The organism is Paraburkholderia xenovorans (assembly GCF_046030735.1).
In the GTDB taxonomy this organism is placed as follows: domain Bacteria; phylum Pseudomonadota; class Gammaproteobacteria; order Burkholderiales; family Burkholderiaceae; genus Paraburkholderia; species Paraburkholderia xenovorans_A.
Genome location: NZ_JAQQBV010000028.1, coordinates 72,309 through 98,674, shown reverse-complemented (window position 1 = coordinate 98,674; position 26,366 = coordinate 72,309). Strand labels below are relative to the sequence as shown.

Here is a 26,366-nt window from a genome sequence, read left to right as displayed (position 1 = left end):
TTCGCATATCCGGTCAGTTCCAGATAAGCCCGCCCAACATTCATTCCATCGCGACTCACTCGTACCGCACCTTCCCAATACACGGCGCCAGTCGATTGTGTCGAGTCGAGTTCCTGATCGTCCATCAATGGATCGAGTCGCCACGTCAGCGAACCGGTTTTGACCGTCATCGAAACAGGGTAAGACGCGTTCGTGCGAGACGAGCGCCAGCTGCGTACCGGCGTGAAGCTCACCTGATCGGGACCGAATGTCGTCACCGTACCCGCGGGATTGCGTAGCGCGGCATGCGCCCACATTGCGCGTCCATCGCGAGCGCGTACTTTGAAGGCCATCAGCGCCGAGCCATCGTCGAGGTTCGCGCCGAGCCAGTCCCAACCGACTGCATCGCTATCGAGCAACGTGCTCGACCATTCGTGATCGAGCCAGGCCACGCCGCTGATCGCGGTTTCACCCTTCGAGCCCGCGGACGCCGGCCGTACTACGCTACCCGTCACGCGCAGATGCGGCTCGCTGTAGTAATAGCTCGCCTGTTCAGGATGCGGACCTTTGCGCGAATATCCATGCTCGCCCTGAACCAGCGGCGCTTGCGTCGGTGTCAGTGCGAGATGTAGTGCGAAATTGCCGGCATCGGCTGTGACGTCGTAGTGGCCGTCGGCGGCACGGACGATTTTCCACGCATCGAGTTTGACGTCGGTATTGTCCGGCCTGGCGTATGCGAGACCGAAGCCCTCGCGTGCAATGCGTTGATCGTGCGTCAGGTGCCCCACAGCGGGGTCGCTCAGCGCTGCGTGCGCAATGATCAATTGCGAAGGCGCGAACGCGCTCGGATCGGCGGGGTCGTGCCCGGTGGCCGAGCGGAAGAAGGTAATCTGAAACCCGAGCGGTTGATTGTCCGGTGTAGTGAGCCAGCCGGTTGCGTACCACCACTCGGTACGAAAAGCGGGATGCGCGCCGCTGTCGCGCGGAAGAACGATCGGATGGTCTGGCGTGACGGCGGCGAAATCCGGTGGCGCGGCGAACACTGGCGCGGCTATCAGCGCAACAAATCCACCTGCGCAAACCAATGCACTCGCCGCGCGATGAAGCCGCTGCAAACGCGAGTACGCACCACGCGTCGAAGCCATGCGCGACAATTCGCCCACGGGCTCGCTCGATAACAAGTGCAAACCCATCACCAATCCTCCTTCACGGCGCGCACCGCATCGACGGAAACGGCGCCGCGACCCGCAATTACCGCGGTCGAACACGACGACGCCAGCATGACTAGCGCGATGGTGCCGAGCAACGTCCACGGAACGTGTAGCGACATGCTCCAGTGAAACGACTGCGGATTGACGACGAACACCAGGATCAGGCTGATCGCGAATCCGAGCACGAAACCCAGCGCGATGCCGCACGCGGTGAGCATGCCGCCTTCGAGCGCGAGGATCGCGAGAACCTGCGAGCGGGTTACGCCCACGTGCCTCAACATGCCGAACTCACGGGCGCGCGCGAGTGTCTGCGCGGAGAACGTCGCGGCGACCCCGAACAGGCCGATCACGATCGCGACCGCCTCCAGAAGATAGGTCACGGCGAAGCTTCGATCGAAGACGACCAACGTGCGCGCGCGAATCTCGCCCGGTTGCGACATATCGAGCGACGCGCCGAACGGCAGCGCCCGCAGTCCTGCAATCACGTTCTCGATCTTCACGCCTGGTCGCGCGGTGACGGCCACATCGGTCGCGCTGGTATCGGCGCTCAGGCGTCGGTAATCGGCAAGCCGTATCTGGATCGCACCGGTTTGCCGGACATAGTCGCGCCACACGCCCGCGACGACAAACTCGTGCTCGCCGCCGCCGAGCGGCAAGCGCACGCGTTGACCGAGCCTGTAGCCATACAAATCGACCATTGCTTCGGATACCCAAATAGGTGTTTCATCGGCATGTAGATCGGCGAGACTCAGAACAGGACCGGTCATCTGAAGGTTGGCGCCGGGATCGGCTGCATCGATTTCGCGTGCAAGCACCGCGATATCAGGCCGCGCGGGATCGAGCGTGATATGCGAGGTGCGCGCGAACGCGGCGGTTTCGATGCCGGGCACGTGCGCGAGCAGCGTTTGCTCGTCGGGCCGCAAGCCGCCGGTGTCGCCGTTCGGCGCAACGCGAACGTAAAGATCGGCGGAAAGCAGATGGCCGAGCCAGTCTTCTACAGACACGCGGAAGCTCGCCACCATGATCGCCATCGCGACGATCAGCGCGAAGCTCGACAATACGCCACCCATTGCAATCGAAGCGTGCCCCGGCGCGTTCGCGAGCCGCGCCAACGCGAGCGTACTCGCGGCGCCGGCGCGGCGTCGTGCTCCCAGCACGCGGCTCGCCGCACCGAAGATCGCAGCGGTTACGCGCGGCATGAGCGCGATTCCGCCGATCAGCAACAGCGCAACCGCGAGATAGCCGCCAATGGGGGCATCGAACAGCGGCGGCAATTGCGTGAGCGCCGCGGCGATCAGCAGGCACGCCAGCGCGGGCCACGGCGTGGCGAGCCGCGCCAGCGCGCCTTCTTCGGCGCCGGCCTTGAGCGCCGCCGCAGGCCGCGCGCGAGCGGCTTCCAGTGCGGGCGCGAGGCTGCCGAGTATCGCAACGGTCGTCCCCAGCAGCAGAAAGATCACGGTGGCGAGCGGTTCGAAGCCGACTTGCGGCTGCACGCCGGGAAAGTAGCCACCGCCCAGGTCGCTGCCGAAAAAGCGCAGCGCGCCGCCCGCCAATCCATAACCGAGCGTAAGTCCGGCGAGCGAGCCGAGCAGCCCGAGCAACGCGCCTTCCATCAGGATCTGACGCAGCAATTGAGCGCGCGTCAGCCCCAATACGCGCAGCATCGCGAATTGCGCGCGGCGTCGCACGACCCCGAGTGCCTGCGTCGAAAAAACGAGGAACGCACCGGTGAACAGCGCCACCAGCGCAAGCACGTTCATATTGATTCGATAAGCGCGGGACAGACGATCGGTGCGGCTCTCTGCATCGCTCGTTTCGGCGATCACCCACGCGCTGCCGAGGCGGGCCTGCAATTGGCGCTTGAAGCGTTCCCGGTCGACGCCGCGTTCGAGTTGCACATCGAGACGGGAAAGCTTGCCGACGCGGCCGAATTTCCACTGTGCGGCGGCGATATCCATCACCGCGAGACGCTGGCCGGGACGCGCCCTCACGAGGCCGCCGGCCACGCGCAATTGCACGATTGCGGTGCCGCTGCGCAACGCCACGTGGTCGCCGATTGTCACGTTCAGCCACGCTTGTGCCGCAGGAGACAGAAACACCGTGTCGCTCGCGAGCGTATCGAACGGTCGCTCCGGCGCGGGCACGCCGATCAGATCGGGCGCGATGCGGCTTGCCTTGAAGACGTCGATGCCGAGCACCGGCAGCGGCGCGCTGCGATCCGGCACGGTGACGTCGAGGGAGAGCACCGGGCTTGCGAGCGCGACGCCGGGCTCGGTCGACAGACGAGGGTAAAGTGCTTCGTCGAACAGCGGTTGCGCGCCGCGCACCTGCAGATCGGCCTGGCCGGAGAGGCTGCGGGCCGCCGCGGAGAATTCGTTGAACGCCGCGCTGTTGATCAACTGCACGGCGTAACCGAGCGCCACGCCGAGCGCGATCGTTGCAATTGCAACCAGTGCGCGTCCGCGATGACTGCGCCATTCGGCGCCCAACAGCCAGCGAGTGAGTACGCGATGGCCGCGTGTGCGCCATCGCGGGCTGGGATCAGCTCGCGTCATGAGCCGAACGCGTGGTCGATCGATCGTGGGCGCGTGCGCCGGCCGCCGCGGCATTCGCCGCCTGCGCCGCGGACGATGCGTGCAAACCGCCGTCGTTCAGGATCAGGATACGGTCGGCGACGGCCGCGGCAGCCTCCGAGTGCGTGACCATGATCGTGGCCGCGCCGGTCGCCTTGCTCTGCGTGCGAAACAGGCCGAGCACGTCGTGCGCGGTATCGGGATCGAGATTGCCGGTCGGTTCGTCGGCGAGAATCAGTTTCGGCCGATGCACCAACGCGCGCGCAATCGCGACGCGTTGCAATTCGCCGCCGGACAGTTGCCGCGGAAAATCGTCGCCGCGCCCACCGAGACCGACGGCCGCCAGCATGTCGAGCGCGCCGCTGGCCGGCAGATCGTTCAACAGCAGCGGCAGCGCGACGTTCTGCGCGAGCGTCAAATGGGGCAGCACGTGAAACGCCTGAAACACGAAGCCCAGTTTTTGCCGGCGCAGACGGGTTGCCGCATTGTCGTCCAGTTGAGAAACCGGGTTGCCGTCGATGATCACGTCGCCGCTGTCCGCGCTGTCGAGTCCGGCAATCAGATTCAGCAGCGTGGATTTGCCGACGCCCGAGTCGCCCATGATCGCGACGAATTCGCCTGGCCTCAGCGTGAAATCGAGTTGCGCGAGCACGATGCGGCCGCTGCCATACGTCTTGCTGAGCGCGCGGCACTCGAGCGCGGGCGTAGCGCTGTCATCACGAAACACCATGCGGGATCCGATAAGTGTGGCGAGGAGCGAGTCGGGGCGCCGTTGCGCGATCGACCCGATGCGGCCGGCGCCGGCCTCTGAATCGCCGAAGTATATTCGCGATCTGTAAGGCTCGCAGGCGACTTGTGCGCGTTTCATTACAACATCGGGCGACATGTTGCGATCGGTGAAGGAATGCCGTTCGCTGCCTGCGCACTGCTTTCTTCCGGGAGCAGATCAAAAATATTTTTTTGTGCTCGACGGCGCAAATTTCTGCCGAAAGCAGGAAATCGGGACGTTCGAACCATGCGCTGCGAGCATGATCCGTTCCCAGGTGCCAAAGCACGCAACACGGCATTCGTGAAAATCTGCTAACGGTGCGCGATTGTCGCTCTTTTGCAGCCAAAAAACCCTTCAAATTGCCTACATCAACGACTTTGTGCAAACGCACATTTTTATCCATTTCGCAAGCGCGAATGTGGCAATAATGCATTGTTAAGGGCGTTGCAGCGTTGTTGCGCTGCAAAAGTATTCTTATCTTGGTAATCTCCCACCCTTGATAATTCGACTGCGGGTAAACGCGAGGCGGCAACCGCCGTTTTTCCGTCGATTTCATCGAAATAAAAAACTTACGTATCCATTTCGATGCCTTCAATTCGAAGGCATTGATGCGGCGTTTTGTACTTCAGGTTTCTACAGAGCACATGTCACTGCCTCCGCTTCTTAGCCTCCTCATCTGGATTCCTATTGTCGCTGGCCTGGTGGTTTTGCGAGCCGGATCCGACGCGGCACGTAGTCGCACCCGATGGCTCGCGTTGATCGGTGCCGTCGCCGGTTTTCTGCCCGTCATTCCGCTCGTATCGAATTTCCGCAACGACGTGACGTCGATGCAATTCGTCGAGAACGCGCGCTGGTCGCCGACGTTTGACATCGCGTGGCATGTGGGCGTGGACGGGATTTCGCTGTGGCTCGTCGCACTGACCGCGCTCACCACGATCATCATCGTGGTCGCGTCGTGGGAGTCGATCACGCAACGCACCGCGCAGTACTACGGCGCGTTCCTGATGCTGTCCGGTTTCATGCAGGGCGTATTCACGTCGATGGACGGCATGCTGTTCTTCATCGCGTTTGAAGCGACGCTGATTCCGCTGTACCTGCTGATCGGCACGTGGGGCAATGCGAATCGTCGCTATGCGGCGGTGAAGTTCTTCTTCGTGTCCCTCCTCGGTTCGCTGATGATGCTGATGTCGATGCTGTACCTGTACAGCCAGACGCACAGCTTCGATCTCTCGCTGTGGCGTGAAACGCATCTGGGCACCTGGGCGCAAATGCTGGTTTTCCTCGGCTTCCTCGCGGCGTTCGGCGTGAAAGTGCCGATGTGGCCGCTGCACACGTGGCTGCCGGACGTCCACCTCGACGGCCCGACCGGCGCCGCTGTGATGATCGGCATGCTGAAGCTGGGCGGCTACGGTCTGCTGCGTTTCGCGTTGCCGATCGCACCGCAGGCGAGCCACTTCTTCGCGCCGATGATGATCACGCTGTCGCTCGTCGCGGTGATCTATTCGAGCCTGCTCGCGCTCGTGCAAACCGACATGCGCCGATTGCTCGCGTACTCGACGGTCGCGCACATGGGCCTTGTCACGCTCGGTCTGTTCGTCTTCAACCGCATCGGCCAGGCCGGCGCGATCGTGCAGATGCTGTCGTACGGCGTGGTGTCCGGCGCGATGCTGTTGTGCACGGGCATGCTCTACGACCGCACGAAAACCGCTTCGATCTCCGAATACGGCGGCGTCGCCAATACGATGCCGCGCTTTGCCGCGTTCGTGATGCTGTTCTCGATGGCGAACATCGGCTTGCCGGGCACGTCGGGTTTCGTCGGCGAATTCATGGTGCTGATGGGCGCGATTCGCTTCAACTTCTGGATCGGCGCGATGGCCGCGACGACGCTGGTTCTGAGCGCCTCGTACACGTTGTGGATGTACAAACGCGTGATTTTCGGCGCGATCGCCAACGCGCGTGTTGCGAATCTGAAGGACGTGAGCAAGCGCGAATTCGCACTGCTCGGCGCAATGGCTTTGCTGGTGCTCGCGATCGGTCTCAATCCGAAGCCGTTCACGGATGCGATCGACCCGTCGGTCGGCGTGCTGTTGGCTCAATCGGAACGCACGGGTCATCCGGGCGATTCCGTGCCGGCCGATGGCGGCGAGCACATGCAGGCGGCAGCGCCCGCCGCGGTGGTCGCGACGCGCTCGCCGGGCTGATGCCGGAGAGGCGAGAGGCGCGCCGCGCAGGTGCAGCATTCCTTACGGAATGTTGCGCATGCCGGGGCGTGCTGCCGATTCGGACCATGTCCTTGACGTTCGCGTGTTGCGGCGCCGCCATTCTGGTCGCGCCGCACATTTACGCCTGCTTCAAGGGAATGTATGATGCGCGCGCTCGCCGAAGGAACATGACGGCACCCAGGCTGCACATGGGTGTGCGGCAACGTGTCGCACGTGCTGCGGCGCAATAGATCTTTGCTGAAACGAGGGTTTATTGCGCCATGACGTGCCCCTACCATGCGAGCGCTTACTAATGGAGAGCGGTGTAATGACGTTCGTTGAAGTCGTAAATAAAAGGCAATGGATATGAAAGGAAAGACTCTACGTGGGTCGATAAGTTTCCTGTCTATCGCCCTCGCGTTGTTGCTTTCGGGTTGCAGCAACCTCGATATTCTGAATCCGAAGGGAAGTGTGGGTCTGGCCGAACGCGATCTGATCGCCACCTCGACCTGGGCCATGCTGATCGTGGTCATTCCGGTCATCGCACTGACGTTGCTGTTCGCCTGGCGCTATCGCGCGTCGAACAAGAACGCCGATTACCGTCCGGGCTGGGTGCATTCGACCGGTATCGAAATCGCCATCTGGACGATTCCGACGCTGATCATTCTGTTCCTCGCCGTACTGACGTGGAAGACCACGCATGAACTCGATCCGTACAAGCCGCTCGAGTCGCAGGTCAAGCCGATCAACGTCGAAGTCGTCGCGCTCGACTGGAAGTGGCTGTTCATCTATCCGGACCTCGGCATCGCTTCGGTGAACCAGCTCGCGTTCCCGGTCGGCACGCCGGTGAACTTCACGATCACGTCCGACACGGTGATGAACTCGTTCTTCATTCCGCAACTGGGCGGTCAGATCTACGCGATGGCAGGCATGCAGACGCGTCTGCACCTGATCGCCGACGAAGCCGGCAATTATGCGGGCACCGCGGCGAATTTCAGCGGCAAGGGTTTCTCGGACATGAAGTTCCGCGCGATCGCTTCGACACCTGAAGAGTTCAACGCGTGGGTTGCGAAAGTGCGCGCTTCGTCGGACAACCTCAGCATGGACCGCTATCACGCGGTGTCGGCGCCGAGCGAGAAGGATCCCGTCAAGTATTTCTCGTCGGTCGATCCGAAGCTCTTTCACAACATCATTGCCCGGTACAACAACGGTAACGTCATCGACAACATGAAAGACGCTAACTGTGCGCCACAGGGTAAGGGGTAACGCATGTTCGGAAAACTCTCACTAGACTCCATTCCCTACCACGAGCCGATCATCATGGTGACGGCCGCCGGGATCGCCATCGGCGGTGCACTGGTTCTGGGTCTGATCACCTATTTCGGCAAGTGGCGTTATCTGTGGACCGAATGGCTCACGTCGGTCGACCACAAGAAGCTCGGCGTGATGTATATCGTGGTCGCGCTGATCATGCTGTTCCGCGGCTTCGCGGACGCAATCATGATGCGTACCCAGCTTGCGCTGTCGTATAACGCACCAGGCTTCCTGCCGCCGCACCATTACGACCAGATCTTCACCGCGCACGGCGTCATCATGATTTTCTTCATGGCGATGGCGTTCATGGTCGGCCTGATGAACATCATCGTGCCGCTGCAGATCGGTGCCCGCGACGTCGCGTTCCCGTTCCTCAATTCGCTGAGTTTCTGGATGACCGCGATCAGTGCGATCCTGATCAACATTTCGCTCGTGATCGGTGAATTCGCGCAAACGGGTTGGCTCGCTTATCCGCCGTTGTCCGAGCTGCAGTTCAGTCCGGGTGTCGGGGTCGACTATTACCTGTGGAGTCTGCAGCTCTCCGGTATCGGAACCTTGCTGACCGGCGTGAACTTCTTCGTGACGATCGTGAAGATGCGCGCGCCCGGCATGACGTTCATGAAGATGCCGGTGTTCACGTGGACCGCGCTGTGCACGAACGTGCTGATCATGGCGGCGTTCCCGATCCTGACCGTCACGCTCGCGCTGCTGGGTCTTGACCGTTACCTCGGCATGCACTTCTTCTCGAACGATGCCGGCGGCAACGCGATGCTGTACCTGAACCTGATCTGGGCATGGGGTCACCCCGAGGTGTACATCCTGATCCTGCCGGCGTTCGGTATTTTCTCGGAAGTCGTGGCGACCTTCGCGAAGAAGCCGCTGTTCGGCTACAAGACGATGGTGTGGGCGACGTGCGCGATCATGGTGCTGTCGTTCCTCGTGTGGCTGCATCACTTCTTCACGATGGGCTCGGGCGCGGACGTCAATGCGTTCTTCGGTATTGCAACGATGGTGATCGCGATTCCGACCGGCGTGAAAGTGTTCAACTGGCTGTTCACGATCTACAAGGGGCGTCTGGAGTTCACCACGCCGATTCTGTGGACGCTCGGCTTCATGGTCACGTTCACGATCGGCGGCATGACCGGCGTGATGATGGCGATCCCGGGTGCGGACTTCGTGCTGCACAACAGCCTGTTCCTGATCGCTCACTTCCACAACGTGATCATCGGTGGCGTGCTGTTCGGCTACCTGGCCGGCTTCAACTACTGGTTCCCGAAGGCGTTCGGTTTCAAGCTGAACGAGAAGCTGGGCAAGGCGTCGTTCTGGTTCTGGCAGATCGGTTTCTGGGTTGCGTTCACGCCGCTGTACGTGCTCGGCTTCATGGGCATGACGCGTCGTATCAACCACTATGACAACCCGGATTGGCATCCGTGGCTGATGTTCGCGTGGGTCGGCGCGGTGCTGATCGCGATTGGTATTGCCTTCCAGGTGCTGCAACTGGTGGTCAGTATTCGCGACCGCAATCTGCCGCAAAATCGCGACGTCAACGGCGATCCGTGGGACGCTCACACGCTGGAATGGGCAACGAGCTCGCCGCCGGCGTCGTACAACTTCGCGATCATTCCGGACGTGCGCCAGCTTGACGCATTCGCTGAAATGAAGTCGCGCAAGAATCAGCCGAAGCCGGTGTATAGCGACATTCACATGCCGTCGAACACGTCGGCGGGTCTGGTCGTGGCGGTGTTCTCGCTGGTGCTCGGCTTTGCCGCTGTCTGGCATATCTGGTGGCTCGCGATCGTCGGCCTGGTTGGCGCGATCGGTACCGTGATCGTCTACAGCTGGCAGAAGAACGAAGGCTTTTACATTCCGGCCGCCACGGTCGCGGCGATTGAAGAGAAACGCTCCGGCGCCGGTGCGCAGGTCGCGTTGGAGGTGGATTGATGTCAAATAACACGCTTACGGCCGGCTCGCATCAGCACGATGCGCATCACGCCGATCATCCGCCGTCGCATTCGGTATTCGGCTTCTGGCTATACCTGATGACCGACTGCATCATCTTCGCGTCGCTGTTCGCAGTGTTCGCGGTGATGAGCCACCAGTTCGCCGGTGGTCCGAGCGGCAAGGATCTGTTCGAGATTCCGGGCGTCGCGCTCGAAACCACGATGCTGCTGCTGAGCAGTATCACGTACGGTTTTGCGATGCTGGGCGCGCACAAAAACAGGAAGGGCGTGCTGCTGTTCTGGCTCGCGGTCACGTTCCTGCTCGGTCTGGCGTTCCTCGTGCTGGAACTGCGCGAGTTCTCGCATCTGATCGCGGAAGGCGCAGGCCCGCAACGCAGCGCGTTCCTGTCGTCGTTCTTCACGCTGGTCGGCACGCACGGCCTGCACGTGACGTGCGGCCTGATCTGGATGGTGGTGCTCTCGGTGCAAGTGCTGGGTCACAAGGATCTGACCGAGCGCGACATGATTCGCCTGACGTGCCTGAGCCTTTTCTGGCACTTTCTGGACGTCGTGTGGATCGGCGTCTTCACCTTTGTCTATCTTGCGAGCGTGATCTAAATGGACCATAGCCATAACGGACATTCGGAACACTCGGGCGAAAGCCACGGCAGCCTCGGCAGCTATGCGACGGGTTTCATTCTGTCGGTCATTCTGACGGTCGCCGCATTCGGCCTCGTGATGAACGGCGTGCTGACCGGCGAGAACGCGTTGCTCGCGATCGCGGGTCTCGCGCTGGTGCAGATCGTCGTGCATCTGGTGTTCTTCCTGCACATGAATACGTCGTCGGCGCAGCGCTGGAACGTGACGGCTTTCGCCTTCACGGTGCTGACCGCGGTGATCGTGGTCGGCGGCACGCTGTGGGTCATGCATAACGTCAGCATGAACATGATGTCCCGCTAAACGGAAAACCCAACCGGTTTCCGGACGAACCCCGCAAGATGAAAGTCTTGCGGGGTTTTTTTATGTGCACAATAGCCGCTCGCATGCGTGGTCGCGCATGCCGTTCGAGCATTCGGTCAGCAAGCAAAAGGAGCGGTGATGAGTCAGTTGAAGGCAGTCGAATATCCCGTAGCGTCGCCGGAAGTCCAGGCCGTGTACGACGACATCAAACAAACGCGTCAGGTGGACGACGTCAACAATTTCTGGAAATTCATCGCCAACCATCCGCCGACGCTCGCGCGCACGTGGGACAGCCTGAAGGACGTGATGGCGCCGGGCGCGCTCGATCCGCTGGTGAAGGAATTGCTGTACGTGGCGATCAGCGTGACGAACAACTGCGGCTACTGCGTGGCCAGCCACACCGCCGCGGCGCGCCGCGCCGGCATGACCGAAGAAATGTTCGGCGAACTGATGGCGGTGGTCGGCATGGCCAACGAAACGAATCGCCTGGCCGTGGGCTACCGCATTCCGATCGACCCGGCGTTCGAGTAAAGCGGGGAGAGCGGGTAGAGTTGGTAGAGCAAGCCCGCGGTTCTCGCGGGTTTGCCGTTACTGCGCCACGCCGCGCCAGTCCGCGAGCAGCGCGGGCAGTTCGGCCATGTCGCGAAACACATAAACCGCGCCCGCGCCATGCAACGCGGTGGCGCTGCTGTGGCCCAGTTCCACCGGGCAATAGCCGAACACGGTGGCGCCGGCCGCGACGCCCGCCGTCACGCCGGTCACCGTATCGTCGATGACCGCGCACCGCCGCGCATCGACGCCGAGTCCGGCCGCCGCGGCCAGATAGACATCCGGAAACGGCTTGTTGCGCGGCGTTTCATGTCCGCTGAAAATGCGTTGGTCGAAGCAGTCGAGAATGCCGGCCTTCACGAGTTGCAATTCCACCTTGATCCGGTCGGCGCCTGACGCGACCGCAATGCGCGCATCGAGTGCCGCATGCAGCGCGCGCACGGCCGACGGCGCGCCGGGAATGGCGACCAGTTCGAGATCCAGCGCGGCGTTGCGGCGCGCGCGAAATTGCGCGAGCCAGTCGGCCGTGATCGCAAAGCCGGTGCGCGCTTCGATCAGCGCGCGTTCGTCCCTGACCGCCTTGCCGACAAAAATGCGCATGGTTTCTTCGACGCTCAAATGCCAGCCAAGCTCGCCGAGCATTTCGTTCAGCACGCGATTCGTGATGGGTTCGGAGTCGACGAGCACGCCGTCGCAGTCGAAGAGAACGGCGTCGAAGGGGAAATCGGACATCGGTTAGGTCGTGGGGAAGGTGGGCAATCGCAAAGCATACCGCACGCGCCGAATTTTCATTCCGTTACATCTCTGAGCGACGGATTGTTGATGCAGCCGCGTTAAAGAAGAACGGAGCCGCTTCGGGTTCCGCTGACCCACCGGAAGAAAACAACATGACATCGTCTTTCTCGCGCCGCGTTAGCGGCGCGTTGTTCGTCGCGGCATTGTCCGCTGCCGCATCGTTGACAGCCGCACCCGCTTTCGCGCAAGCCGTGATCGTCGCGCCGCCGCCCGTCGTGATCGCACCGGCGTCGATCGCGCCGCCGCCGCCGCGTGTCGAAGTCGTACCGGTGCCGCGTGCCGGTTACGAATGGGATCGCGGCCACTGGCGCTGGGTGCATGGCAGCTACGTGTGGGCGCCGGGTCACTGGCAGGCGGTGCGCGTCGGTTATCACTGGGTGCCGGGGCATTGGGTGCAGCACGGGCCGAACTGGCGTTGGGTCGAAGGTCACTGGGCCTGAGTCGTCTCGACAACCCGACAACCGTAAGAGCCGGGCGCGATCGCGTCCGGTGCACGACACTCGCATAACCGGACGGTTTTTTTCGATGAAAGCGCTTCTGATCGTTTTGCTGGCGGCGACGCTCGCCGGCTGTGTTGTTTACCCGGCGCGGCCGGCTTACTATCATCCGGTCGTCATATATTGATCGCGCAGCACGATGCGTTTCCATTCTTCACGCGTCGATGCGCATCGGCCGGACCGGTGCGCACAGCACTCGATGAGCGCGATGCCGGCATCACAGCCACGGAGCGGCGGCAATTGAAGCACATGCAACTCATGATGCGATCCGCCTCACGGTGGAGTCGCGCGCCTTGAGCGAGCGCGATCCCGACGCGGAACTGCTGGCGCAGGTCGGCCGGCAGGATCCGGCGGCCGTGCGCTCGCTCGTCGCGCGCAAGCTGCCGCGTCTGCTCGCGCTCGCCACGCGCATGCTGGGAGACCGGATGGAAGCCGAGGACGTCGCACAGGAAGTGTTCGTGCGCATCTGGAAACAGGCGTCGCGCTGGCGCGAAGGCGAGGCGAAGTTCGACACGTGGGTGCACCGTGTCGCGCTCAATCTCTGCTATGACCGGCTGCGCGGACGCCGCGAAGATCCGCACGCGGAGCTGCCCGACGAGGTCGATCCCGCCGCGCTGCCCGACGCCAGGCTCGAAGCCCGCGCGCAGGACCAGCGGGTGCGCGATGCGCTCGCCGCGTTGCCTGCGCGGCAGCGCGAGGCGCTGGTGCTCAACTATTACCAGGAGATGTCGAACCACGACGCGGCTGCCTTGATGGGTATCACGGTCGAGGCGTTGGAAAGTCTGCTGGCCCGCGCGCGGCGTAATTTGCGCGCGCAACTCGTCGGCAGCGTTGTTGACAAGGACAGATCATGACACCTGAAAGATTCCAGCAGATCGTCGAAGCCTACGGTGCCGATCCGCATCGCTGGCCGGACGGGGAACGCATTGCCGCAGAGACATGGGCGCTAGTGCATCGCGCGGAAGCCGACGCGCTGCTCGCGGATGCCGCCGCGATCGATGATTGGCTCGCCGCCGACAAGGTCGCGCCGCCGAGCCTCGCGTTGCAGCAGCGGGTCGTCGGCAGTGCGCCGGTGCGCAAGCCGGTCGCGCCGCGCACGCGTTTATGGTGGTCGGGCGCGGCGGTGGCGGGCGTCGGTTTGCTGGGCGGCTTCGCGGGCGCGCTTGCTGTGTCCTTCTTCGTGCTGACGGCGCATGCGCCGGATGCGCACGAATCCTCTTACTTAACGTCGAGCTTCGGTGGCGCGTCCACCGATTGGAGCGGTGAATGAGCAGCCGGTCGTGGAAATTCGTGCTGGTGGCGTCGCTGGCGGTCAATGTGTTTTTGCTGGGCGGGATTGCCGGCGGAGCTTATCAGTGGTTTGCCGCACGCGACGCGGCGACCGAAGCGCAGCAGCGCGCGTTGCGCTTTGCGGCCACGCCTTTGTCGGTCGATCGTCAGAAGGAATTCGCCGACGCGCTGAAGGATGCTCGCCGCGATGGGCGTGGATTCGCTCGCGACGCGCGCGCAGGTCGCCGCGAAGTGTTGCGTCTGCTTGCCGCGCCGCAACTGGATCGCACGGCGCTCGATCGCGCGCTCGAGCGAACCCGTACTGCCGACAGCAATTTGCGGGCATTGGTGGAAACCAATGTGGCCGATTTTGCGGAGACGCTTACGTCCGAGGAGCGGATCGAGTTCGCCGATAGTCTGCGGGTGCGGGGAGAGTGGCGCGAGCCGCCGGGTACGCTGAAAAACAGATTGCCGGCGTCGAACAGCGCAGCGAGTGGTGTCGGCAACAGCGCAGCAAGCGCCGCGACGAAACAGCCATCGAGCGGAGCATCCGGCGGATAGAATTTTTTTCGCGCAGGCGACGGATTGCAGCGAGTGGGCCGTTTAAAGCTTATCAACGTCGCAGAGGACGGAATGGCCAACTCACCGAATATGAACGCCGCGGCGATCGCGCTCAATCGCTTCGGCCTTGGCGCCCGTGCCGACGATTCGCCGCCCGCGGATCCGAAAGGGTGGCTGCTCGCGCAGTTCGATCAGTATCAGCCGCGGCCTGCCGCATGGGCGAATCAGCCCGATTCGGTGACGGTGTCGACCGAACTCGCGCAGCAGCGCATGCAGTTTCAGCAGGAGCAGCAGGCTCCGCTCAACCCGCAGGGTGCGAGCGGCACCTCGGCCCAGCGAACCGATTCGCAATCCACGACTCAGGCGACGACTCAAGCCACGGCGCAATCCACCGCCCAAACTGCCAGGCAGGTCGAACGAAAGGCAATTCGCGCGGAAAGCGTCGACATGTACCGCGCTTCGGTGAATGCACGAGTCGCGAGCGCACTGACCACGCCGACGCCGTTCATCGAACGCCTCGTGCATTTCTGGTCGAATCATTTCGCCGTTTCCATCGAAAAACAGGGCGTTGCCGCGCTGGCCGGCTCGTTCGAAGCGGAAGCGATCCGCCCGCATGTGCTGGGCCGTTTCGAAGACATGCTGGTGGCCGTCGAACGTCATCCGGCGATGCAGATCTTTCTCGATCAGACACGTTCCGTGGGCCCCGACAGTGCGGCCGCCATGCGCGCGGCGCAGCGCAATCCCGAGCGCAAACGCGGGCTGAACGAGAACCTCGCGCGCGAGATCATGGAGCTTCATACGCTCGGCGTGCGCAGCGGCTATAGCCAGGATGACGTCACAGAATTCGCGCGCGCACTGACCGGCTGGAGTCTCGCCGCCAATCCCGCAAACGCAAACGCGGCGAACGCACGCAACGCCGCCGCCCGCGCGGCGCTGCAAGCGGACAACGCCGCGCCCGGCACCTTCGTGTTCCGCGCCGCGCTGCACGAGCCGGGTTCGCGCACGATCATGGGCCGCCGCTACGACCAGCCCGGCGAAGAACAGGCGCTCGCGATCCTGCACGATTTCGCGCACGCACCCGCGACCGCGCAGCATATCGGCGGCAAGCTGGCTCGTCATTTCGTCGCCGACAATCCGCCGCCCGAGGTGAGCGAGCGCCTTGCGAGCGCATTCGAACGCAGCGGCGGCGATCTGCGCACCGTGTACCGGGCGTTGCTCGACACGCCGCAAGCGTGGTCGCCAACTGCCGTCAAGTTCAAGACGCCGTGGGAGTGGACCATTTCGTCGATGCGCGGACTCGGCTGGCAGGACCTGGGCAATCTGCAGAGCGCGCCGATTCTCACGCAACTCGGGCAACCGGTGTGGCGCCCGGGTTCGCCCGCCGGCTACGACGACATTGCCGCGAGCTGGGCCGCGCCCGATGCGCTCGTGCGTCGCGTCGAAGTGGCGCAGCGCTTTGCGTCGCGGGTCGGCGACCGGCTCGATGCGCGCTCGCTCGGCAACACATTGCTCGCCGGTTCGCTCAGCGCGCCGACGGCCACCGCAGTGTCGCGCGCCGAAAGCGCGTCGACCGCGATCGCGCTGCTGCTGGTTTCGCCGGATTTTCAACGGAGATGAACGCCATGCTTTCCCGTCGCAAGTTTCTGAGCGTCGCCGCTGCCGGCGCCGGCGCCATGCTGATAGCGCCGCGCATCGCGTTCGCGAGTGTCGCCACGGACCGTCGCTTCGTGTTCGTGATCCAGCGCGGCGCGGCGGACGGCCTGAACATCGTCGTGCCGTACGCGGAACCCGCGTATGCGACGTTGCGCGGCGCGCTCGCGATCGATACGGCGAACGCGACCCGCCTCGACGGCACCTTCGCGCTGCATCCGGCGCTGACCCAAACGGCCGCGATGTACGCGAAGCACGAGGCGCTGTTCGTGCACGCGGTCGCGTCGCCGTATCGCGACCGCTCGCATTTCGACGGCCAGAACGTGCTGGAGACCGGGGGCACCGCGCCTTATCAGATGAAAGACGGCTGGCTGAACCGGCTCGTCGCGCAATTGCCCGCCACGCGCGACAACGCGATCGCGTTTGCGCCGACGGTGCCGATGGCGTTGCGCGGCCCGGCGGCGGTGACGTCGTACGCGCCGTCCGGCCTGCCGCAGGCGCCCGACGACCTGCTTACGCGCGTCTCGCAACTGTACGACCAGGACGCGCAACTGCGGCCGCTGTGGGAGTCGGCGATGACCGCGCGCGGTCTCGCCGGCGATGCCGGCGCGCGTCAGGATCCGGCGAGCGTCGGCAAACTCGCGGCGGGTTTTCTGTCGCGCGAAGACGGCCCGCGCATCGCGATGATCGAAACCGGCGGCTGGGACACGCATACCGCGCAGAACCCGCGTCTCGCCAACCAGTTGAAGGCGCTCGACACGATGATCGCCGCGTTGCGCGACGGCATGGGTGCGCAATGGAGCAAGACGACGGTGCTGGTGGCGACGGAGTTCGGCCGCACTGCGGCCGCGAACGGCACGGGCGGCACCGATCACGGCACGGGCTCGGTGGCGATGGTGTTCGGCGGGGCGGTGGCGGGCGGCCGCGTGATGGCCGACTGGCCGGGTCTGAAGCCGGCCGATCTATACGAAGCGCGCGATCTGAAACCGACCGCGTCGCTCGATGCATTGATCGCGGGCGTTGCGAGCGAATCCCTTGGGCTGGATCCCGGGCGGACGGCCGTCGCGCTGTTCGGCAAGACGGCAGCGAAGCCGCTGACAGCACTCGTGCACGCATGACGATGGCCGCACCGCCGCGCACGAACCCGCGCAAACCCACCGATTGCAGTTCGCCTGCAACCCAACACCGAAGAGGAAAAATGAAACTCAGCTCGACTCTGTATGCTGTCTCACTGGCCGGCCTGTGCGCGGCATTGCTGTCCGCTTGCGTCGTCGAACCGGTTCGTCCGGCCGAACCCGCGCCGCGCGTCGAAGTCGTGCCGGTTGCGCCCGCGCCCGGTTATCACTGGGTGAAGGGCCACTATCGTTGGGAAGGCAACCATTGGGAGTGGGTGCCGGGGCATTGGGTCGGATAAGCACGTTCAGGCCGCGACGCGAGCGCGGCCGGATGAATCAGGCGCTGACCGAAAACAGAGCGCGCCGCGGCAAACAGGTTTACCGCGGCGCGCCTCCTATACCGGGCGAAGACTTAGCCTCCGCCGCCTTGCGTGCCGATCGTCAGTTTGTTGCTGACCGACTTCACGCCAGGCACGCCCTTCGCCACTTGTTCCGCTTGCGGAATCTGCGCACCGTCGGGCACCGAGCCGGTGATCACCACCGCGCCGCCGCGGGCCCGGACAAACACGTTCGACACGTCAAAACCCTGCGCTTTCGACAAAGCCTTGCGTACATCCAGACCGAGCTTGCGGTCCGTCTTTTTCACCGTTTTCGGGCTGGGTGCAGACATGGCCGCATCCGGCGCCGCGGACGTGTCGCTCGCCTGGGCATAGGCGCTGGACGCCGTCGCCACACACAACGCAATGCCGAGCGCCTTCAAAAGATTGACTGTTTTCACGTTTTCTCCATTCCTCGAAAAGTTGATGTCGCATCGTTGCATGCAAAAAACCACGCGCCTGCGAGCACTTCGCCGCCCGCCGGGAGCCCCCTGTCTTGTAGAAGAGTGACGTTGTGAAGCGCCCAGCGCGCTTAAACAATACTCCAGCAAACGCTCTGGTGTTGAAAAAACTGACCAGACCGTGCACGTGGCGCTTCGCCTATCATGTCGGCTTCGATCATCCAAGGCGCACGACAGATGTCCGATGGCGTACGGGATTCACTCCTGCCAACTCACTCGCATGCGGAGCGGTCGTCGCTCGATTACGGCTTGTGGGCGTTGACCTTCAGCTACGTATTGAGCCAGTTTTTCCGCAGCTATATCGCCGTGATCGCCACCCAGCTGATCGGCGATTTCCACTTCTCGCCGCAGATGTTCGGCTGGTTCGCCGGCTCGTTCTTCCTCGTGTTCGCGCTTGCGCAACTGCCGGTCGGCATGATGTTCGACCGCTACGGCGTGCGCGGTCCGACGGCGCTGCTGATGGGCATCGGCGGCCTTTGCGCGGGTTTGCTCGCGCTCACCCGCGATCCGCTGATCGCGCTCGTCGCGCAAGCCGGCATCGGCCTCGGTTGCGCGCCGATCTTCATGGGCCTGCTCAACTACGTGCTGCATAGCGGCCACGGCACCCGCAACGTGCGCGCCGTCACGACCGCGAGCGCGATCGGCATGGCCGGCGCGTTGCTCGCCGCCTTTCCGCTGAGTCACGCGACCGCGAGCTTCGGCTGGCGTCCCGTGATGGTCACGGCGTCGGTCGCGATGTTGTGCGCGACGCTTGGCGTCGCGTGTTTCGTGAAGCGGCGCGATGCCGACGCGCATCGGCAAGCGCTCGCTGCATCGCAACAGGCGGATGGCGCGCAGAAGCGGGCCGGCGGCTTGTGGACCTTGATGCCGGCGTGCCTCGCGCTGTCGGTGGGCAGCACGTTTCGCACGTCGTGGGGCGGCCCGTATCTCGCCGATGTGTTCGGCTTCGACGTGATCGCACGCGGCAACGCAATGACGGTGACGAGCCTCGTCGCCATTGGCGCGTCGTTTTGCATTCCGGTGGTCGTCCGGTTCTGGGCGCCCAAGCGCATTTCGCTGCTATGGCTGATCGCCGGCACGATTGCGGCGCTGGTGCTCGCACTGGTTCCGGGGCGTAGCTGGGCCATTAGCGTCGCGTTGATCTGTGTGCTGTTCTCGGTCGGCTCGATTCATCCGCTGGTGATGTCGCAGGCGCGCGCGATCCTCGCGCCGCGACGGCTCGGGCTTGGCCTCGGGCTGCTCAACAGCTTCGTGTTTCTCGGCATTGCGCTCGCGAGCAGTTGCTTCGGCTGGATCGCGGAGACGGCGAAGCACGCGCATGGGTCCGCTCCGAATATCTACGCGGCACTGTTTGCGGTGACCGTTGCGCCGCTTGCGATCGGCACGCTGGTGTACGTGTTCAGCCCGGTCGTCGCGCCGCCGAAAGAGCGTGCCTGACAACACCGCAAGCTTGAAAGTGAATGAGCGTGCTTTTATTTACATGCTGAATTGCGGCACGTATGATGGCTAAAAATCTGGACTATCGATCTGCACCGCAGAACAATCTGGAGGAGACGCCACATGTCCGTGAAAGACCTGTTTCAACTCGACGGCAAGCTTGCCTTGATCACCGGCGGCTCACGCGGGCTCGGCCTGCAAATGGCCGAAGCACTCGGCGAAATGGGGTGCAGCGTCGCGATCACCGCGCGCAAGGCCGACGAACTCGCTGAAGCGAAAGCCCATCTGCAAAGCCTCGGCATCGAGGTGCAGACCATCGTCAACGACCTGCAGCGCTTCGAGGGTATTCCCGATCTCGTCGGCGAAGTGCTGGACCGGCATGGCCGCATCGATATTCTCGTCAACAACGCGGGCGCCACGTGGGGCGCGCCGGCCGAAGACTATCCCGATCAGGCGTGGCACAAGGTGATGAACCTGAACGTCAACGCGCCGTTCTTTCTCGCACGCGAAGTCGGCAAGCGCAGCATGATTGCGCGCCGCGCCGGCAAGATCGTCAACATCGCGTCGGTGGCGGGGCTCAAAGGTTCGCCGGCCGGCATGAATACGATTGCGTACAACACGTCGAAGGCCGCGGCGATCAATTTCACGCGCGCGCTCGCTGCGGAATGGGGCAAGTACAACATCAACGTGAATGCGATCTGCCCGGGCTTCTTTCCGTCGAAGATGTCGGCGGGGCTGCTCGGCAAGCTCGAAGACGACATCGTGTCGCGCACGCCGCTGCAACGTCTCGGCGGCGACGAAGACCTGAAAGGCTCGGTGGTGTTTCTCGCGAGCGAAGCGTCGCGCCACGTCACGGGCCAGTATTTCGCAGTGGATGGCGGCGCGATCATCGCGTGACGCTGCACGTTCGCACGTTGGCAAAAACCAGTGCGGATACCGTATAAGCAGGACGCAGGAGACACATATGAACGAACGCCATCATCCGCATTGGCCGCCGCAGGCGCCGCGGCATCTGACACTGCCCGAGACGAATATCTTCCATAACGCTGAGGTCTCGGCGGCCCGCTTTCCGAACAAGCCGTTCATCATTTTCTACGACACGCCGCTCACGTTCGCCGACTTCAAGGACGAAGCCGAGCGCGTCGCCGGATTCTTGCAGCAGGCGTGCCATGTGAAAGCCGGCGACCGCGTGCTGCTCTATATGCAGAACAGCCCGCAATGGATCGTCGCTTACTACGGGATCCTGCGTGCCAACGCGGTGGTGGTGCCGGTCAATCCGATGAACATGACCACCGAGTTGCGTCACTATGTGGAAGACAGCGGGGCGACCACGATCATCGCGCCGCAGTGTCTGTTCGCGAACGTCGAACCACTGGTCGGCAATGGGCCGGGGCAGGGCATCGAACACGCGATCGTCGCGACGTATAGCGATTATCTGAAACGGCCGTCCCCGATCGACGTGCCGGAGTTCGTCGCCGCACCGCGCAAAACCTTCACTATCCCCGGCGTCACGGCGTGGCAGGAGGTGCTCGAACGGCATCTTGCGCCGGGACCGCTCACCGCCGGTCCCGACGACCTGTGCGTGATGCCGTACACGTCCGGTACCACGGGCAAACCGAAGGGCTGCATGCACACGCATCGCAGCGTGATGAGCACGCTGCTCGGCGGTTGCGTGTGGTTTGCATCGCCCGCCGACGGGGTTTATCTGTCCGTGCTGCCGCTCTTTCACGTGACCGGCATGCAAGGCGGGATGAACAGCGCGATGTTCTCGGGCGCGACGATCGTCGTGCTGCCGCGCTGGGATCGCGATGCGGCGGCGTTATGCATGCAGAAATATCGCGTGACGGCATGGCAGTCGATCACCGCGATGATGGTCGATTTCCTGTCGAATCCGAAACTCGCCGAATACGATCTGTCGAGTCTGAAGGGCGCGCGCGGCGGCGGCGCGGCGATGCCCGATGCGATCGCCCGAAAGCTGAAGGCGCTGACCGGCCTCGATTACGTCGAAGGCTATGGGATGTCGGAGACGATCGCCGCCACGCACATCAATCCGCCGCATCGCCCCAAGCCGCAATGTCTCGGCATTCCTGTGTTCGACGTGGACTCGCGCGTGATCGACCCGGCTACGCTCGAGGAACTGTCTGCGGGCGAGACCGGCGAGATCGTCGTCAATGCGCCGCAGGTGATGCAGGGCTACTGGCGCGATCCGACAGGCACGCAGGACGCGTTCGTCGAACTGGACGGCAAGCGTTTTCTGCGCACCGGCGATCTCGGTCATATCGACGAAGAAGGCTATTTCTTCATGACCGATCGACTCAAACGGATGATCAACGCATCGGGCTATAAGGTCTGGCCCGCTGAAGTCGAGGCGCTGATGTACCGGCATCCGGCCATTCAGGAAGTGTGCGTGATCGGCGTGAAGGACGCGAAGCGCGGCGAAACCGTGAAGGCGCTGGTGGTGCCTGCCGCAGCGCACGCCGGCAAGATCAGCGAACAGGAGATCATCGACTGGGCCCACGAGCAGATGGCCGCGTACAAGGCGCCGCGCATCGTCGAGTTCGTCGCATCGTTGCCGAAGTCGGGCAGCGGCAAAATTCTGTGGCGGAAGTTGCAGGAGGAAGATGCCGCGCGCGCGGCCGCGTCACGCTGACCGGCGATAAAGACACGCTGCGTAACGGCGCCGTTTGCCTGTAAGCTGTATGCGGCGAGTCATCAGCCGGGCATCGCACGTGCTTCGCCGTCATCTACAAAGCTTTTGCAGAAAGACTTCGACACCATTGCCAACTATCCGAAGGGGATAACCGATATGAAGTTCTTTGCCTTCAAACAGGTCGTGCTTGGGCTTGCAGTCACCGCGCTGGTCGCGGGCAATATTCCTCTCGCCGCTGCTCAGGGCGCCAGCGACGCGGCCACGGCTCAGCCCGATGCGAGCACCACCGCGAAGCCGACCAAGGCGCAGCGCAAGGCGGCACGCAAGCAGGCTCGCGCGAAGAAAAACGCGGAGCTGAAGAAACTCGAGGACGCGGGTTATCAGCCGTCGAGAAACGATCCGAACTACCCGACCAATCTGCAAAACGCGCAGAAGAAAGCCGGGATCGGCGCGGGCGCGAGCCAGTAACGCAATCGTTGCGGCACAACGTCGATGAATGCCGGCGGGCTTGCAAAGCGCCGCCGGCTTTTTTCGTTTGTGCGAATCGGCTGTCGAATCGGCGGTCGATTCTGCCACCGAATCCGCCACCATTCCGCCACACCGCGTAGCGTATGAAGCGGGACCCGCATGCTGCGATGCCGCACTCGCGCCTTACATTCCGCCAAACAGCGTTCGTCCTGCCGGATTCCCCGACTTGTTCTCGCGCGACACGCTGAGCCAGCCTTAGCGGCACCCGCCAAACCCTTGTCCCCTATGCCTTTCGCCGTCGGCGGCCACGCCGCGCGCGATAGAGGTGTCGTATTTCCACAGGTGGTTGTCGCAAATAGTCGGCTAGCCGTACTTTTTTCTGGCAACTATGTATGCACAGCGCGGACAGACGTTCGCCGCAGCAGAAACCATCTTGCATGGGACCGGAGTCGGTGCTTTTTGCGCTCACTCCAGTCGACATAGGAGAGCATTCAATGAATTCCCCGAAGGTCGTGGTCGAAGGGCTGTGCAAGGTGTTCGGCACTAACCCGAAGCAGGCGATCGGCATGCTGGCAGGCGGCGCAACCAAAGAAGAAGTATTCGCGCGCACCGGTCAGATTGTCGGCGTTCACAACGTGTCGTTCGAAGTCAAGGAAGGCGAAATCTTCGTGCTGATGGGCCTGTCGGGCTCCGGCAAGTCGACGCTGATTCGCCTGATCAATCGTCTGGTCGAGCCGACGGCCGGCAAGGTGCTGATCGACGGCCGCGACGTAGCCAGCGTGCCACGCTCGGCGTTGACGGCGCTGCGCCGCAAGGACATGAGCATGGTGTTTCAGTCCTTCGCGCTGATGCCGCAACGCACCGTGCTGTCGAACGCCGCGTTCGGTCTGGAAGTGGCGGGCATGGGCAGGAAAGAGCGCGAGAAGCGCGCGATGGCGGTGCTCGAACAGGTCGGTCTCGCGCCGTTCGCCGGGAAGCTGCCGGCGCAACTGTCGGGCGGCATGCAGCAGCGCGTGGGTCTTGCGCGGGCGCTGGCGGTCAATCCTTCGCTGATGATCATGGACGAAGCGTTCTCCGCGCTCGATCCATTAAAGCGCAAGGAAATGCAGAACGTGCTGCTGGATCTGCAACGCGAACAGCAGCGCACCATCCTGTTCGTGTCGCACGATCTGGAAGAGGCGATGCGCATCGGCACGCGGATCGCGATCATGGAAGGGGGCCGCGTGGTGCAGATCGGCACGCCGCAGCAAATCATCACGAATCCCGCCGACGATTATGTGCGGGCGTTCTTCGAAGGAATCGATACGAGCCGCTATCTGACCGCCGGCGATCTGATGCAGACCGACGCGGTGCCGCTGATCGCGCATTCGGCGCGGATCGACGCGTCGAGCGTCGCCGCAACGTTGAACGGCAGCGCCGACTACGCGTTCGTGCTCGACGGCGAGCGCAAGATTCGCGGCTTCGTGTGCCGTGATGCGCTCGGCAGCGCTTCGCCGCAACTCAACCAGATCGAGTGCATCCGGCGCACCACGCCGCTCGACGATGTCGTCGAACGCGTGGTGGCGAGCCGCGCACCGCTGCCGGTCGTCGAGGCGGACGGCTCGTATTGCGGGTCGGTCAACAAGACGAACGTGCTGAACGTTCTCACGCGCCATCGGAGTTCCCATGTCTGAAGTCATTCCACTTGGCGCCTGGGTCGATCACGGCGTTCACTACCTGCTCGACCACGACGCGAAAACCTTCGACTCGATCGGCAAGGTGATCGAGAGCTTCGCCGCACTGGTCGAGCACGGTCTGCAAGCGGTGCCGATGTGGGCGCTGATGGCGTTTTTTGTCGGCATCGGGTTGTGGCGGGTGGGCTGGCGTTTCGCGCTGTTCACGTTGCTCGCGATGCTGCTGATCTACGGTACCGGCTTCTGGGATCAGATGGTGATCACGCTCGGGTTGACGTTGTCGTCGACGGTGATCAGTTTGCTGCTCGGCGTGCCGCTCGGCATCTGGACCGCGAAGAGCCGTTACGTCGAAATGGTGGTGCGTCCGGTACTCGACCTGATGCAGACCATGCCGGCCTTCGTGTACCTGATTCCGGCCGCGATGCTGTTCGGTCTCGGCCGCGTGCCTGGGATTTTGTCCACCGTGATCTTCGCGATGCCGCCGGCAGTGCGTCTCACGTCGCTCGGCATCAAGCATGTGAATCGCGAAATCGTCGAAGCCGGTCAGGCGTTCGGCTGCACGCCGTGGCAACTGCTCTACAAGGTGCAGTTTCCGAACGCGCTGCCGTCGATCATGACCGGCGTGAATCAGACCATCATGATGGCCTTGTCGATGGTGATCATCGCGTCGATGGTCGGCGCGGGCGGTCTCGGCAACGACGTGCTGGCGAGTATCCAGCGGCTCGATATCGGACTTGGTTTCGAAAGCGGACTGTCCGTGGTGATGCTCGCGATCATTCTCGACCGCATCACGGAAAGCTTCGGCCGGGCGCCGGGCATGGCGCGCGCACCTTTGCTGTCGGGCTTGCGCAGCATGATGAGAGTGCGCCGCGAGCCGGCGGCGCAACACGGCTGAGCCGCCCATGAAGCGCGACGCGTTTCCCAATGTCGTGACGCCCGCGGAGTCGCCGCTGTCCGGGCTCGCGCACGTCGGCTTCCTGACGCTGCCGAATTTCTCGATGATCGCGTTCACGAGTGCGGTCGAAGTGTTACGCATGGCTAACTACGTCGGCCGCGCGCAGCACTACACGTGGTCGGTGATCACGCCGGACGGCGAGCCGGCGCGCGCCAGCAACGGCATCACCGTGAAGCCGACCGTGACGCTCGCGCAGGCCGGTGTGCCCGATGTGCTGATCGTCTGCGCCGGCTGGCACGTGCGCGATTATGTCGACGATACGGTGATCGCGTTGTTGCGCGACGTGGCCGCGCGCGGCGTTCCGCTCGGCGGCATTTGCACGGGACCGTATGCATTGCTCGCCGCCGGTTTGCTCGACGGCTATCGCTGCACCGTGCATTGGGAAGACATGTCGCCGTTGCACAAGAGCTATCCGCATGTACGTTTCGCCGACGAGCTGTTCGTGATCGATCGCGACCGTTTGACCTGCACCGGCGGCACCGCGCCGCTCGACCTGATGCTCAATCTCGTGAGCATGCGTCTCGGCCACGCGGTGGCCGCGCAGGTGTCGGAGCAGTTCATCGTCGAGCGGATTCGCGGGTCGACCGACTACCAGCACATTCCCGTCGACGCACGGGTCGGCTTCTCGCGCGCGGAGCTGATCGAAGTAGTGCGGCTGATGGAGGCGAATATCGAGGAGCCGTTGTCGCTCGATGAACTGGCCCGCCTCGTGCATCTGTCGCAACGTCATTTGCAGCGCATGTTCAAGATGTTCCTGAGCGTGTCGCCGACGCATTACTACCTCACGCTGCGTTTGCGCCGCGCGCGTGAGTTGCTGCGGAATACGGATGCGTCGATTGCGCGCGTCACCGCGGTGTGCGGTTTTCATTCGCCGTGTCATTTCAGCAAGGCTTATCGCGCGCAATTCGGCCACGCGCCGAGTGTCGAGCGGCGCCTGTCGGCTTAGTGTCCCGTTAGATATC

At 63.3% G+C, this 26,366-nt stretch carries 25 protein-coding genes; 20 read left to right on the top strand and 5 right to left on the bottom strand.

Annotated features, from left to right (window positions below):
* From PQQ51_RS24955 to PQQ51_RS24945, 3 genes are all read right to left on the bottom strand, one after another.
* Positions 1 to 1,172: lipocalin-like domain-containing protein (locus PQQ51_RS24955; RefSeq protein ID WP_408499540.1), on the bottom strand; the 1,172-nt coding region annotated here is incomplete at its 3' end.
* On the bottom strand, positions 1,172 to 3,745 hold the full coding sequence (locus PQQ51_RS24950) for an FtsX-like permease family protein (protein WP_408499539.1): 2,574 nt from the start codon (positions 3,743 to 3,745) through the stop codon (positions 1,172 to 1,174). The genes PQQ51_RS24950 and PQQ51_RS24955, both read right to left, overlap by 1 nt.
* Positions 3,732 to 4,493: an ABC transporter ATP-binding protein gene (locus PQQ51_RS24945; protein ID WP_408499538.1), complete on the bottom strand. Its 762-nt coding sequence runs from the start codon at positions 4,491 to 4,493 to the stop codon at positions 3,732 to 3,734. The genes PQQ51_RS24950 and PQQ51_RS24945 overlap by 14 nt, the downstream gene beginning before the upstream one ends.
* 683 nt (positions 4,494 to 5,176) lie before the next feature.
* Here PQQ51_RS24945 and PQQ51_RS24940 point away from each other — a divergent pair.
* The 6 genes from PQQ51_RS24940 (at position 5,177) to PQQ51_RS24915 (ending at position 11,478) form a co-directional block, all read left to right on the top strand.
* Positions 5,177 to 6,733, top strand: coding sequence for a complex I subunit 4 family protein (locus tag PQQ51_RS24940; RefSeq protein ID WP_408499537.1), 1,557 nt, complete (start codon positions 5,177 to 5,179; stop codon positions 6,731 to 6,733).
* A 366-nt stretch (positions 6,734 to 7,099) separates the two neighbouring features.
* Positions 7,100 to 7,999, top strand: coding sequence for a ubiquinol oxidase subunit II (gene cyoA, locus PQQ51_RS24935; protein WP_408499536.1), 900 nt, complete (start codon positions 7,100 to 7,102; stop codon positions 7,997 to 7,999).
* Between the two features lie 3 nt (positions 8,000 to 8,002).
* A complete protein-coding gene (gene cyoB / locus PQQ51_RS24930) occupies positions 8,003 to 9,988 on the top strand; it encodes a cytochrome o ubiquinol oxidase subunit I (RefSeq protein WP_408499535.1) in 1,986 nt (661 codons plus the stop codon).
* Positions 9,988 to 10,605 carry a cytochrome o ubiquinol oxidase subunit III gene (gene cyoC, locus PQQ51_RS24925; protein ID WP_408499534.1) on the top strand — a complete coding sequence of 206 codons (618 nt, stop codon included), beginning with the start codon at positions 9,988 to 9,990 and terminating at the stop codon, positions 10,603 to 10,605. The genes cyoB and cyoC overlap by 1 nt, the downstream gene beginning before the upstream one ends.
* A complete protein-coding gene (gene cyoD / locus PQQ51_RS24920; protein WP_408499533.1) occupies positions 10,606 to 10,947 on the top strand; it encodes a cytochrome o ubiquinol oxidase subunit IV in 342 nt (113 codons plus the stop codon).
* Between the two features lie 138 nt (positions 10,948 to 11,085).
* Positions 11,086 to 11,478, top strand: a complete 393-nt coding sequence (locus tag PQQ51_RS24915; RefSeq protein WP_408499532.1) for a carboxymuconolactone decarboxylase family protein — start codon at positions 11,086 to 11,088, stop codon at positions 11,476 to 11,478.
* Positions 11,479 to 11,535: 57 nt separating this feature from the next.
* Here PQQ51_RS24915 and PQQ51_RS24910 read toward each other — a convergent pair whose 3' ends face one another.
* Positions 11,536 to 12,228, bottom strand: coding sequence for an HAD family hydrolase (locus PQQ51_RS24910; protein WP_408499531.1), 693 nt, complete (start codon positions 12,226 to 12,228; stop codon positions 11,536 to 11,538).
* A gap of 155 nt (positions 12,229 to 12,383) precedes the next feature.
* Here PQQ51_RS24910 and PQQ51_RS24905 point away from each other — a divergent pair, with 155 nt between their 5' ends.
* The 7 genes from PQQ51_RS24905 (at position 12,384) to PQQ51_RS24875 (ending at position 17,682) form a co-directional block, all read left to right on the top strand.
* Positions 12,384 to 12,731 carry a hypothetical protein gene (locus tag PQQ51_RS24905; protein ID WP_408499530.1) on the top strand — a complete coding sequence of 116 codons (348 nt, stop codon included), beginning with the start codon at positions 12,384 to 12,386 and terminating at the stop codon, positions 12,729 to 12,731.
* Between the two features lie 323 nt (positions 12,732 to 13,054).
* Positions 13,055 to 13,642, top strand: a complete 588-nt coding sequence (locus PQQ51_RS24900) for an RNA polymerase sigma factor (RefSeq protein WP_408499542.1) — start codon at positions 13,055 to 13,057, stop codon at positions 13,640 to 13,642.
* Positions 13,639 to 14,058 (top strand): hypothetical protein, encoded by a 420-nt coding sequence (locus tag PQQ51_RS24895; protein ID WP_408499529.1) that lies wholly within the window; start codon positions 13,639 to 13,641, stop codon positions 14,056 to 14,058. The genes PQQ51_RS24900 and PQQ51_RS24895 overlap by 4 nt, the downstream gene beginning before the upstream one ends.
* Positions 14,055 to 14,618 carry a periplasmic heavy metal sensor gene (locus PQQ51_RS24890; protein WP_408499528.1) on the top strand — a complete coding sequence of 188 codons (564 nt, stop codon included), beginning with the start codon at positions 14,055 to 14,057 and terminating at the stop codon, positions 14,616 to 14,618. Before PQQ51_RS24895 ends, PQQ51_RS24890 begins: the two co-directional genes overlap by 4 nt.
* 72 nt (positions 14,619 to 14,690) lie before the next feature.
* Positions 14,691 to 16,235, top strand: a complete 1,545-nt coding sequence (locus PQQ51_RS24885) for a DUF1800 domain-containing protein (RefSeq protein WP_408499527.1) — start codon at positions 14,691 to 14,693, stop codon at positions 16,233 to 16,235.
* A 5-nt stretch (positions 16,236 to 16,240) separates the two neighbouring features.
* Entirely contained in the window at positions 16,241 to 17,386 is a 1,146-nt protein-coding gene (locus PQQ51_RS24880; protein ID WP_408499526.1) for a DUF1501 domain-containing protein, read from the top strand.
* 80 nt (positions 17,387 to 17,466) lie between these two features.
* Entirely contained in the window at positions 17,467 to 17,682 is a 216-nt protein-coding gene (locus tag PQQ51_RS24875) for a YXWGXW repeat-containing protein (RefSeq protein ID WP_408499525.1), read from the top strand.
* A 113-nt stretch (positions 17,683 to 17,795) separates the two neighbouring features.
* Here PQQ51_RS24875 and PQQ51_RS24870 read toward each other — a convergent pair whose 3' ends face one another.
* The gene (locus tag PQQ51_RS24870) at positions 17,796 to 18,161 is read right to left on the bottom strand and encodes a BON domain-containing protein (RefSeq protein ID WP_408499524.1); all 366 of its coding nucleotides are present in this window, start codon (positions 18,159 to 18,161) and stop codon (positions 17,796 to 17,798) included.
* A 237-nt stretch (positions 18,162 to 18,398) separates the two neighbouring features.
* Here PQQ51_RS24870 and PQQ51_RS24865 point away from each other — a divergent pair, with 237 nt between their 5' ends.
* The 7 genes from PQQ51_RS24865 (at position 18,399) to PQQ51_RS24835 (ending at position 26,350) form a co-directional block, all read left to right on the top strand.
* Complete coding sequence (locus tag PQQ51_RS24865; RefSeq protein ID WP_408499523.1) at positions 18,399 to 19,658, top strand: MFS transporter; 1,260 nt, start codon at positions 18,399 to 18,401, stop codon at positions 19,656 to 19,658.
* Between the two features lie 123 nt (positions 19,659 to 19,781).
* Positions 19,782 to 20,555 carry an SDR family oxidoreductase gene (locus PQQ51_RS24860; RefSeq protein WP_408499522.1) on the top strand — a complete coding sequence of 258 codons (774 nt, stop codon included), beginning with the start codon at positions 19,782 to 19,784 and terminating at the stop codon, positions 20,553 to 20,555.
* Between the two features lie 67 nt (positions 20,556 to 20,622).
* On the top strand, positions 20,623 to 22,308 hold the full coding sequence (locus tag PQQ51_RS24855) for a long-chain fatty acid--CoA ligase (RefSeq protein WP_408499521.1): 1,686 nt from the start codon (positions 20,623 to 20,625) through the stop codon (positions 22,306 to 22,308).
* Between the two features lie 156 nt (positions 22,309 to 22,464).
* The gene (locus tag PQQ51_RS24850) at positions 22,465 to 22,776 is read left to right on the top strand and encodes a hypothetical protein (RefSeq protein ID WP_408499520.1); all 312 of its coding nucleotides are present in this window, start codon (positions 22,465 to 22,467) and stop codon (positions 22,774 to 22,776) included.
* Between the two features lie 494 nt (positions 22,777 to 23,270).
* Positions 23,271 to 24,449 carry a quaternary amine ABC transporter ATP-binding protein gene (locus PQQ51_RS24845; RefSeq protein ID WP_408499519.1) on the top strand — a complete coding sequence of 393 codons (1,179 nt, stop codon included), beginning with the start codon at positions 23,271 to 23,273 and terminating at the stop codon, positions 24,447 to 24,449.
* Entirely contained in the window at positions 24,442 to 25,344 is a 903-nt protein-coding gene (gene choW, locus PQQ51_RS24840) for a choline ABC transporter permease subunit (protein WP_408499518.1), read from the top strand. Before PQQ51_RS24845 ends, choW begins: the two co-directional genes overlap by 8 nt.
* 7 nt (positions 25,345 to 25,351) lie before the next feature.
* Positions 25,352 to 26,350, top strand: a complete 999-nt coding sequence (locus tag PQQ51_RS24835; RefSeq protein ID WP_408499517.1) for a GlxA family transcriptional regulator — start codon at positions 25,352 to 25,354, stop codon at positions 26,348 to 26,350.
* Positions 26,351 to 26,366: the final 16 nt, after the last annotated feature.

What these genes read in the sequence shown, in the direction of transcription:
- PQQ51_RS24855 (WP_408499521.1), top strand. Translation starts at nt 20,623, where the DNA reads ATGAACGAACGCCATCATCCGCATTGGCCGCCGCAGGCGCCGCGGCAT.
- cyoC (WP_408499534.1), top strand. Translation starts at nt 9,988, where the DNA reads ATGTCAAATAACACGCTTACGGCCGGCTCGCATCAGCACGATGCGCAT.
- PQQ51_RS24875 (WP_408499525.1), top strand. Translation starts at nt 17,467, where the DNA reads ATGAAACTCAGCTCGACTCTGTATGCTGTCTCACTGGCCGGCCTGTGC.
- cyoB (WP_408499535.1), top strand. Translation starts at nt 8,003, where the DNA reads ATGTTCGGAAAACTCTCACTAGACTCCATTCCCTACCACGAGCCGATC.
- PQQ51_RS24860 (WP_408499522.1), top strand. Translation starts at nt 19,782, where the DNA reads ATGTCCGTGAAAGACCTGTTTCAACTCGACGGCAAGCTTGCCTTGATC.
- PQQ51_RS24890 (WP_408499528.1), top strand. Translation starts at nt 14,055, where the DNA reads ATGAGCAGCCGGTCGTGGAAATTCGTGCTGGTGGCGTCGCTGGCGGTC.
- cyoD (WP_408499533.1), top strand. Translation starts at nt 10,606, where the DNA reads ATGGACCATAGCCATAACGGACATTCGGAACACTCGGGCGAAAGCCAC.
- PQQ51_RS24885 (WP_408499527.1), top strand. Translation starts at nt 14,691, where the DNA reads ATGGCCAACTCACCGAATATGAACGCCGCGGCGATCGCGCTCAATCGC.
- PQQ51_RS24910 (WP_408499531.1), bottom strand. Translation starts at nt 12,228, where the DNA reads ATGTCCGATTTCCCCTTCGACGCCGTTCTCTTCGACTGCGACGGCGTG.
- PQQ51_RS24880 (WP_408499526.1), top strand. Translation starts at nt 16,241, where the DNA reads ATGCTTTCCCGTCGCAAGTTTCTGAGCGTCGCCGCTGCCGGCGCCGGC.
- cyoA (WP_408499536.1), top strand. Translation starts at nt 7,100, where the DNA reads ATGAAAGGAAAGACTCTACGTGGGTCGATAAGTTTCCTGTCTATCGCC.
- PQQ51_RS24905 (WP_408499530.1), top strand. Translation starts at nt 12,384, where the DNA reads ATGACATCGTCTTTCTCGCGCCGCGTTAGCGGCGCGTTGTTCGTCGCG.
- PQQ51_RS24835 (WP_408499517.1), top strand. Translation starts at nt 25,352, where the DNA reads ATGAAGCGCGACGCGTTTCCCAATGTCGTGACGCCCGCGGAGTCGCCG.
- PQQ51_RS24895 (WP_408499529.1), top strand. Translation starts at nt 13,639, where the DNA reads ATGACACCTGAAAGATTCCAGCAGATCGTCGAAGCCTACGGTGCCGAT.
- choW (WP_408499518.1), top strand. Translation starts at nt 24,442, where the DNA reads ATGTCTGAAGTCATTCCACTTGGCGCCTGGGTCGATCACGGCGTTCAC.
- PQQ51_RS24940 (WP_408499537.1), top strand. Translation starts at nt 5,177, where the DNA reads ATGTCACTGCCTCCGCTTCTTAGCCTCCTCATCTGGATTCCTATTGTC.
- PQQ51_RS24950 (WP_408499539.1), bottom strand. Translation starts at nt 3,745, where the DNA reads ATGACGCGAGCTGATCCCAGCCCGCGATGGCGCACACGCGGCCATCGC.
- PQQ51_RS24850 (WP_408499520.1), top strand. Translation starts at nt 22,465, where the DNA reads ATGAAGTTCTTTGCCTTCAAACAGGTCGTGCTTGGGCTTGCAGTCACC.
- PQQ51_RS24845 (WP_408499519.1), top strand. Translation starts at nt 23,271, where the DNA reads ATGAATTCCCCGAAGGTCGTGGTCGAAGGGCTGTGCAAGGTGTTCGGC.
- PQQ51_RS24945 (WP_408499538.1), bottom strand. Translation starts at nt 4,493, where the DNA reads ATGGTGTTTCGTGATGACAGCGCTACGCCCGCGCTCGAGTGCCGCGCG.
- PQQ51_RS24865 (WP_408499523.1), top strand. Translation starts at nt 18,399, where the DNA reads ATGTCCGATGGCGTACGGGATTCACTCCTGCCAACTCACTCGCATGCG.
- PQQ51_RS24915 (WP_408499532.1), top strand. Translation starts at nt 11,086, where the DNA reads ATGAGTCAGTTGAAGGCAGTCGAATATCCCGTAGCGTCGCCGGAAGTC.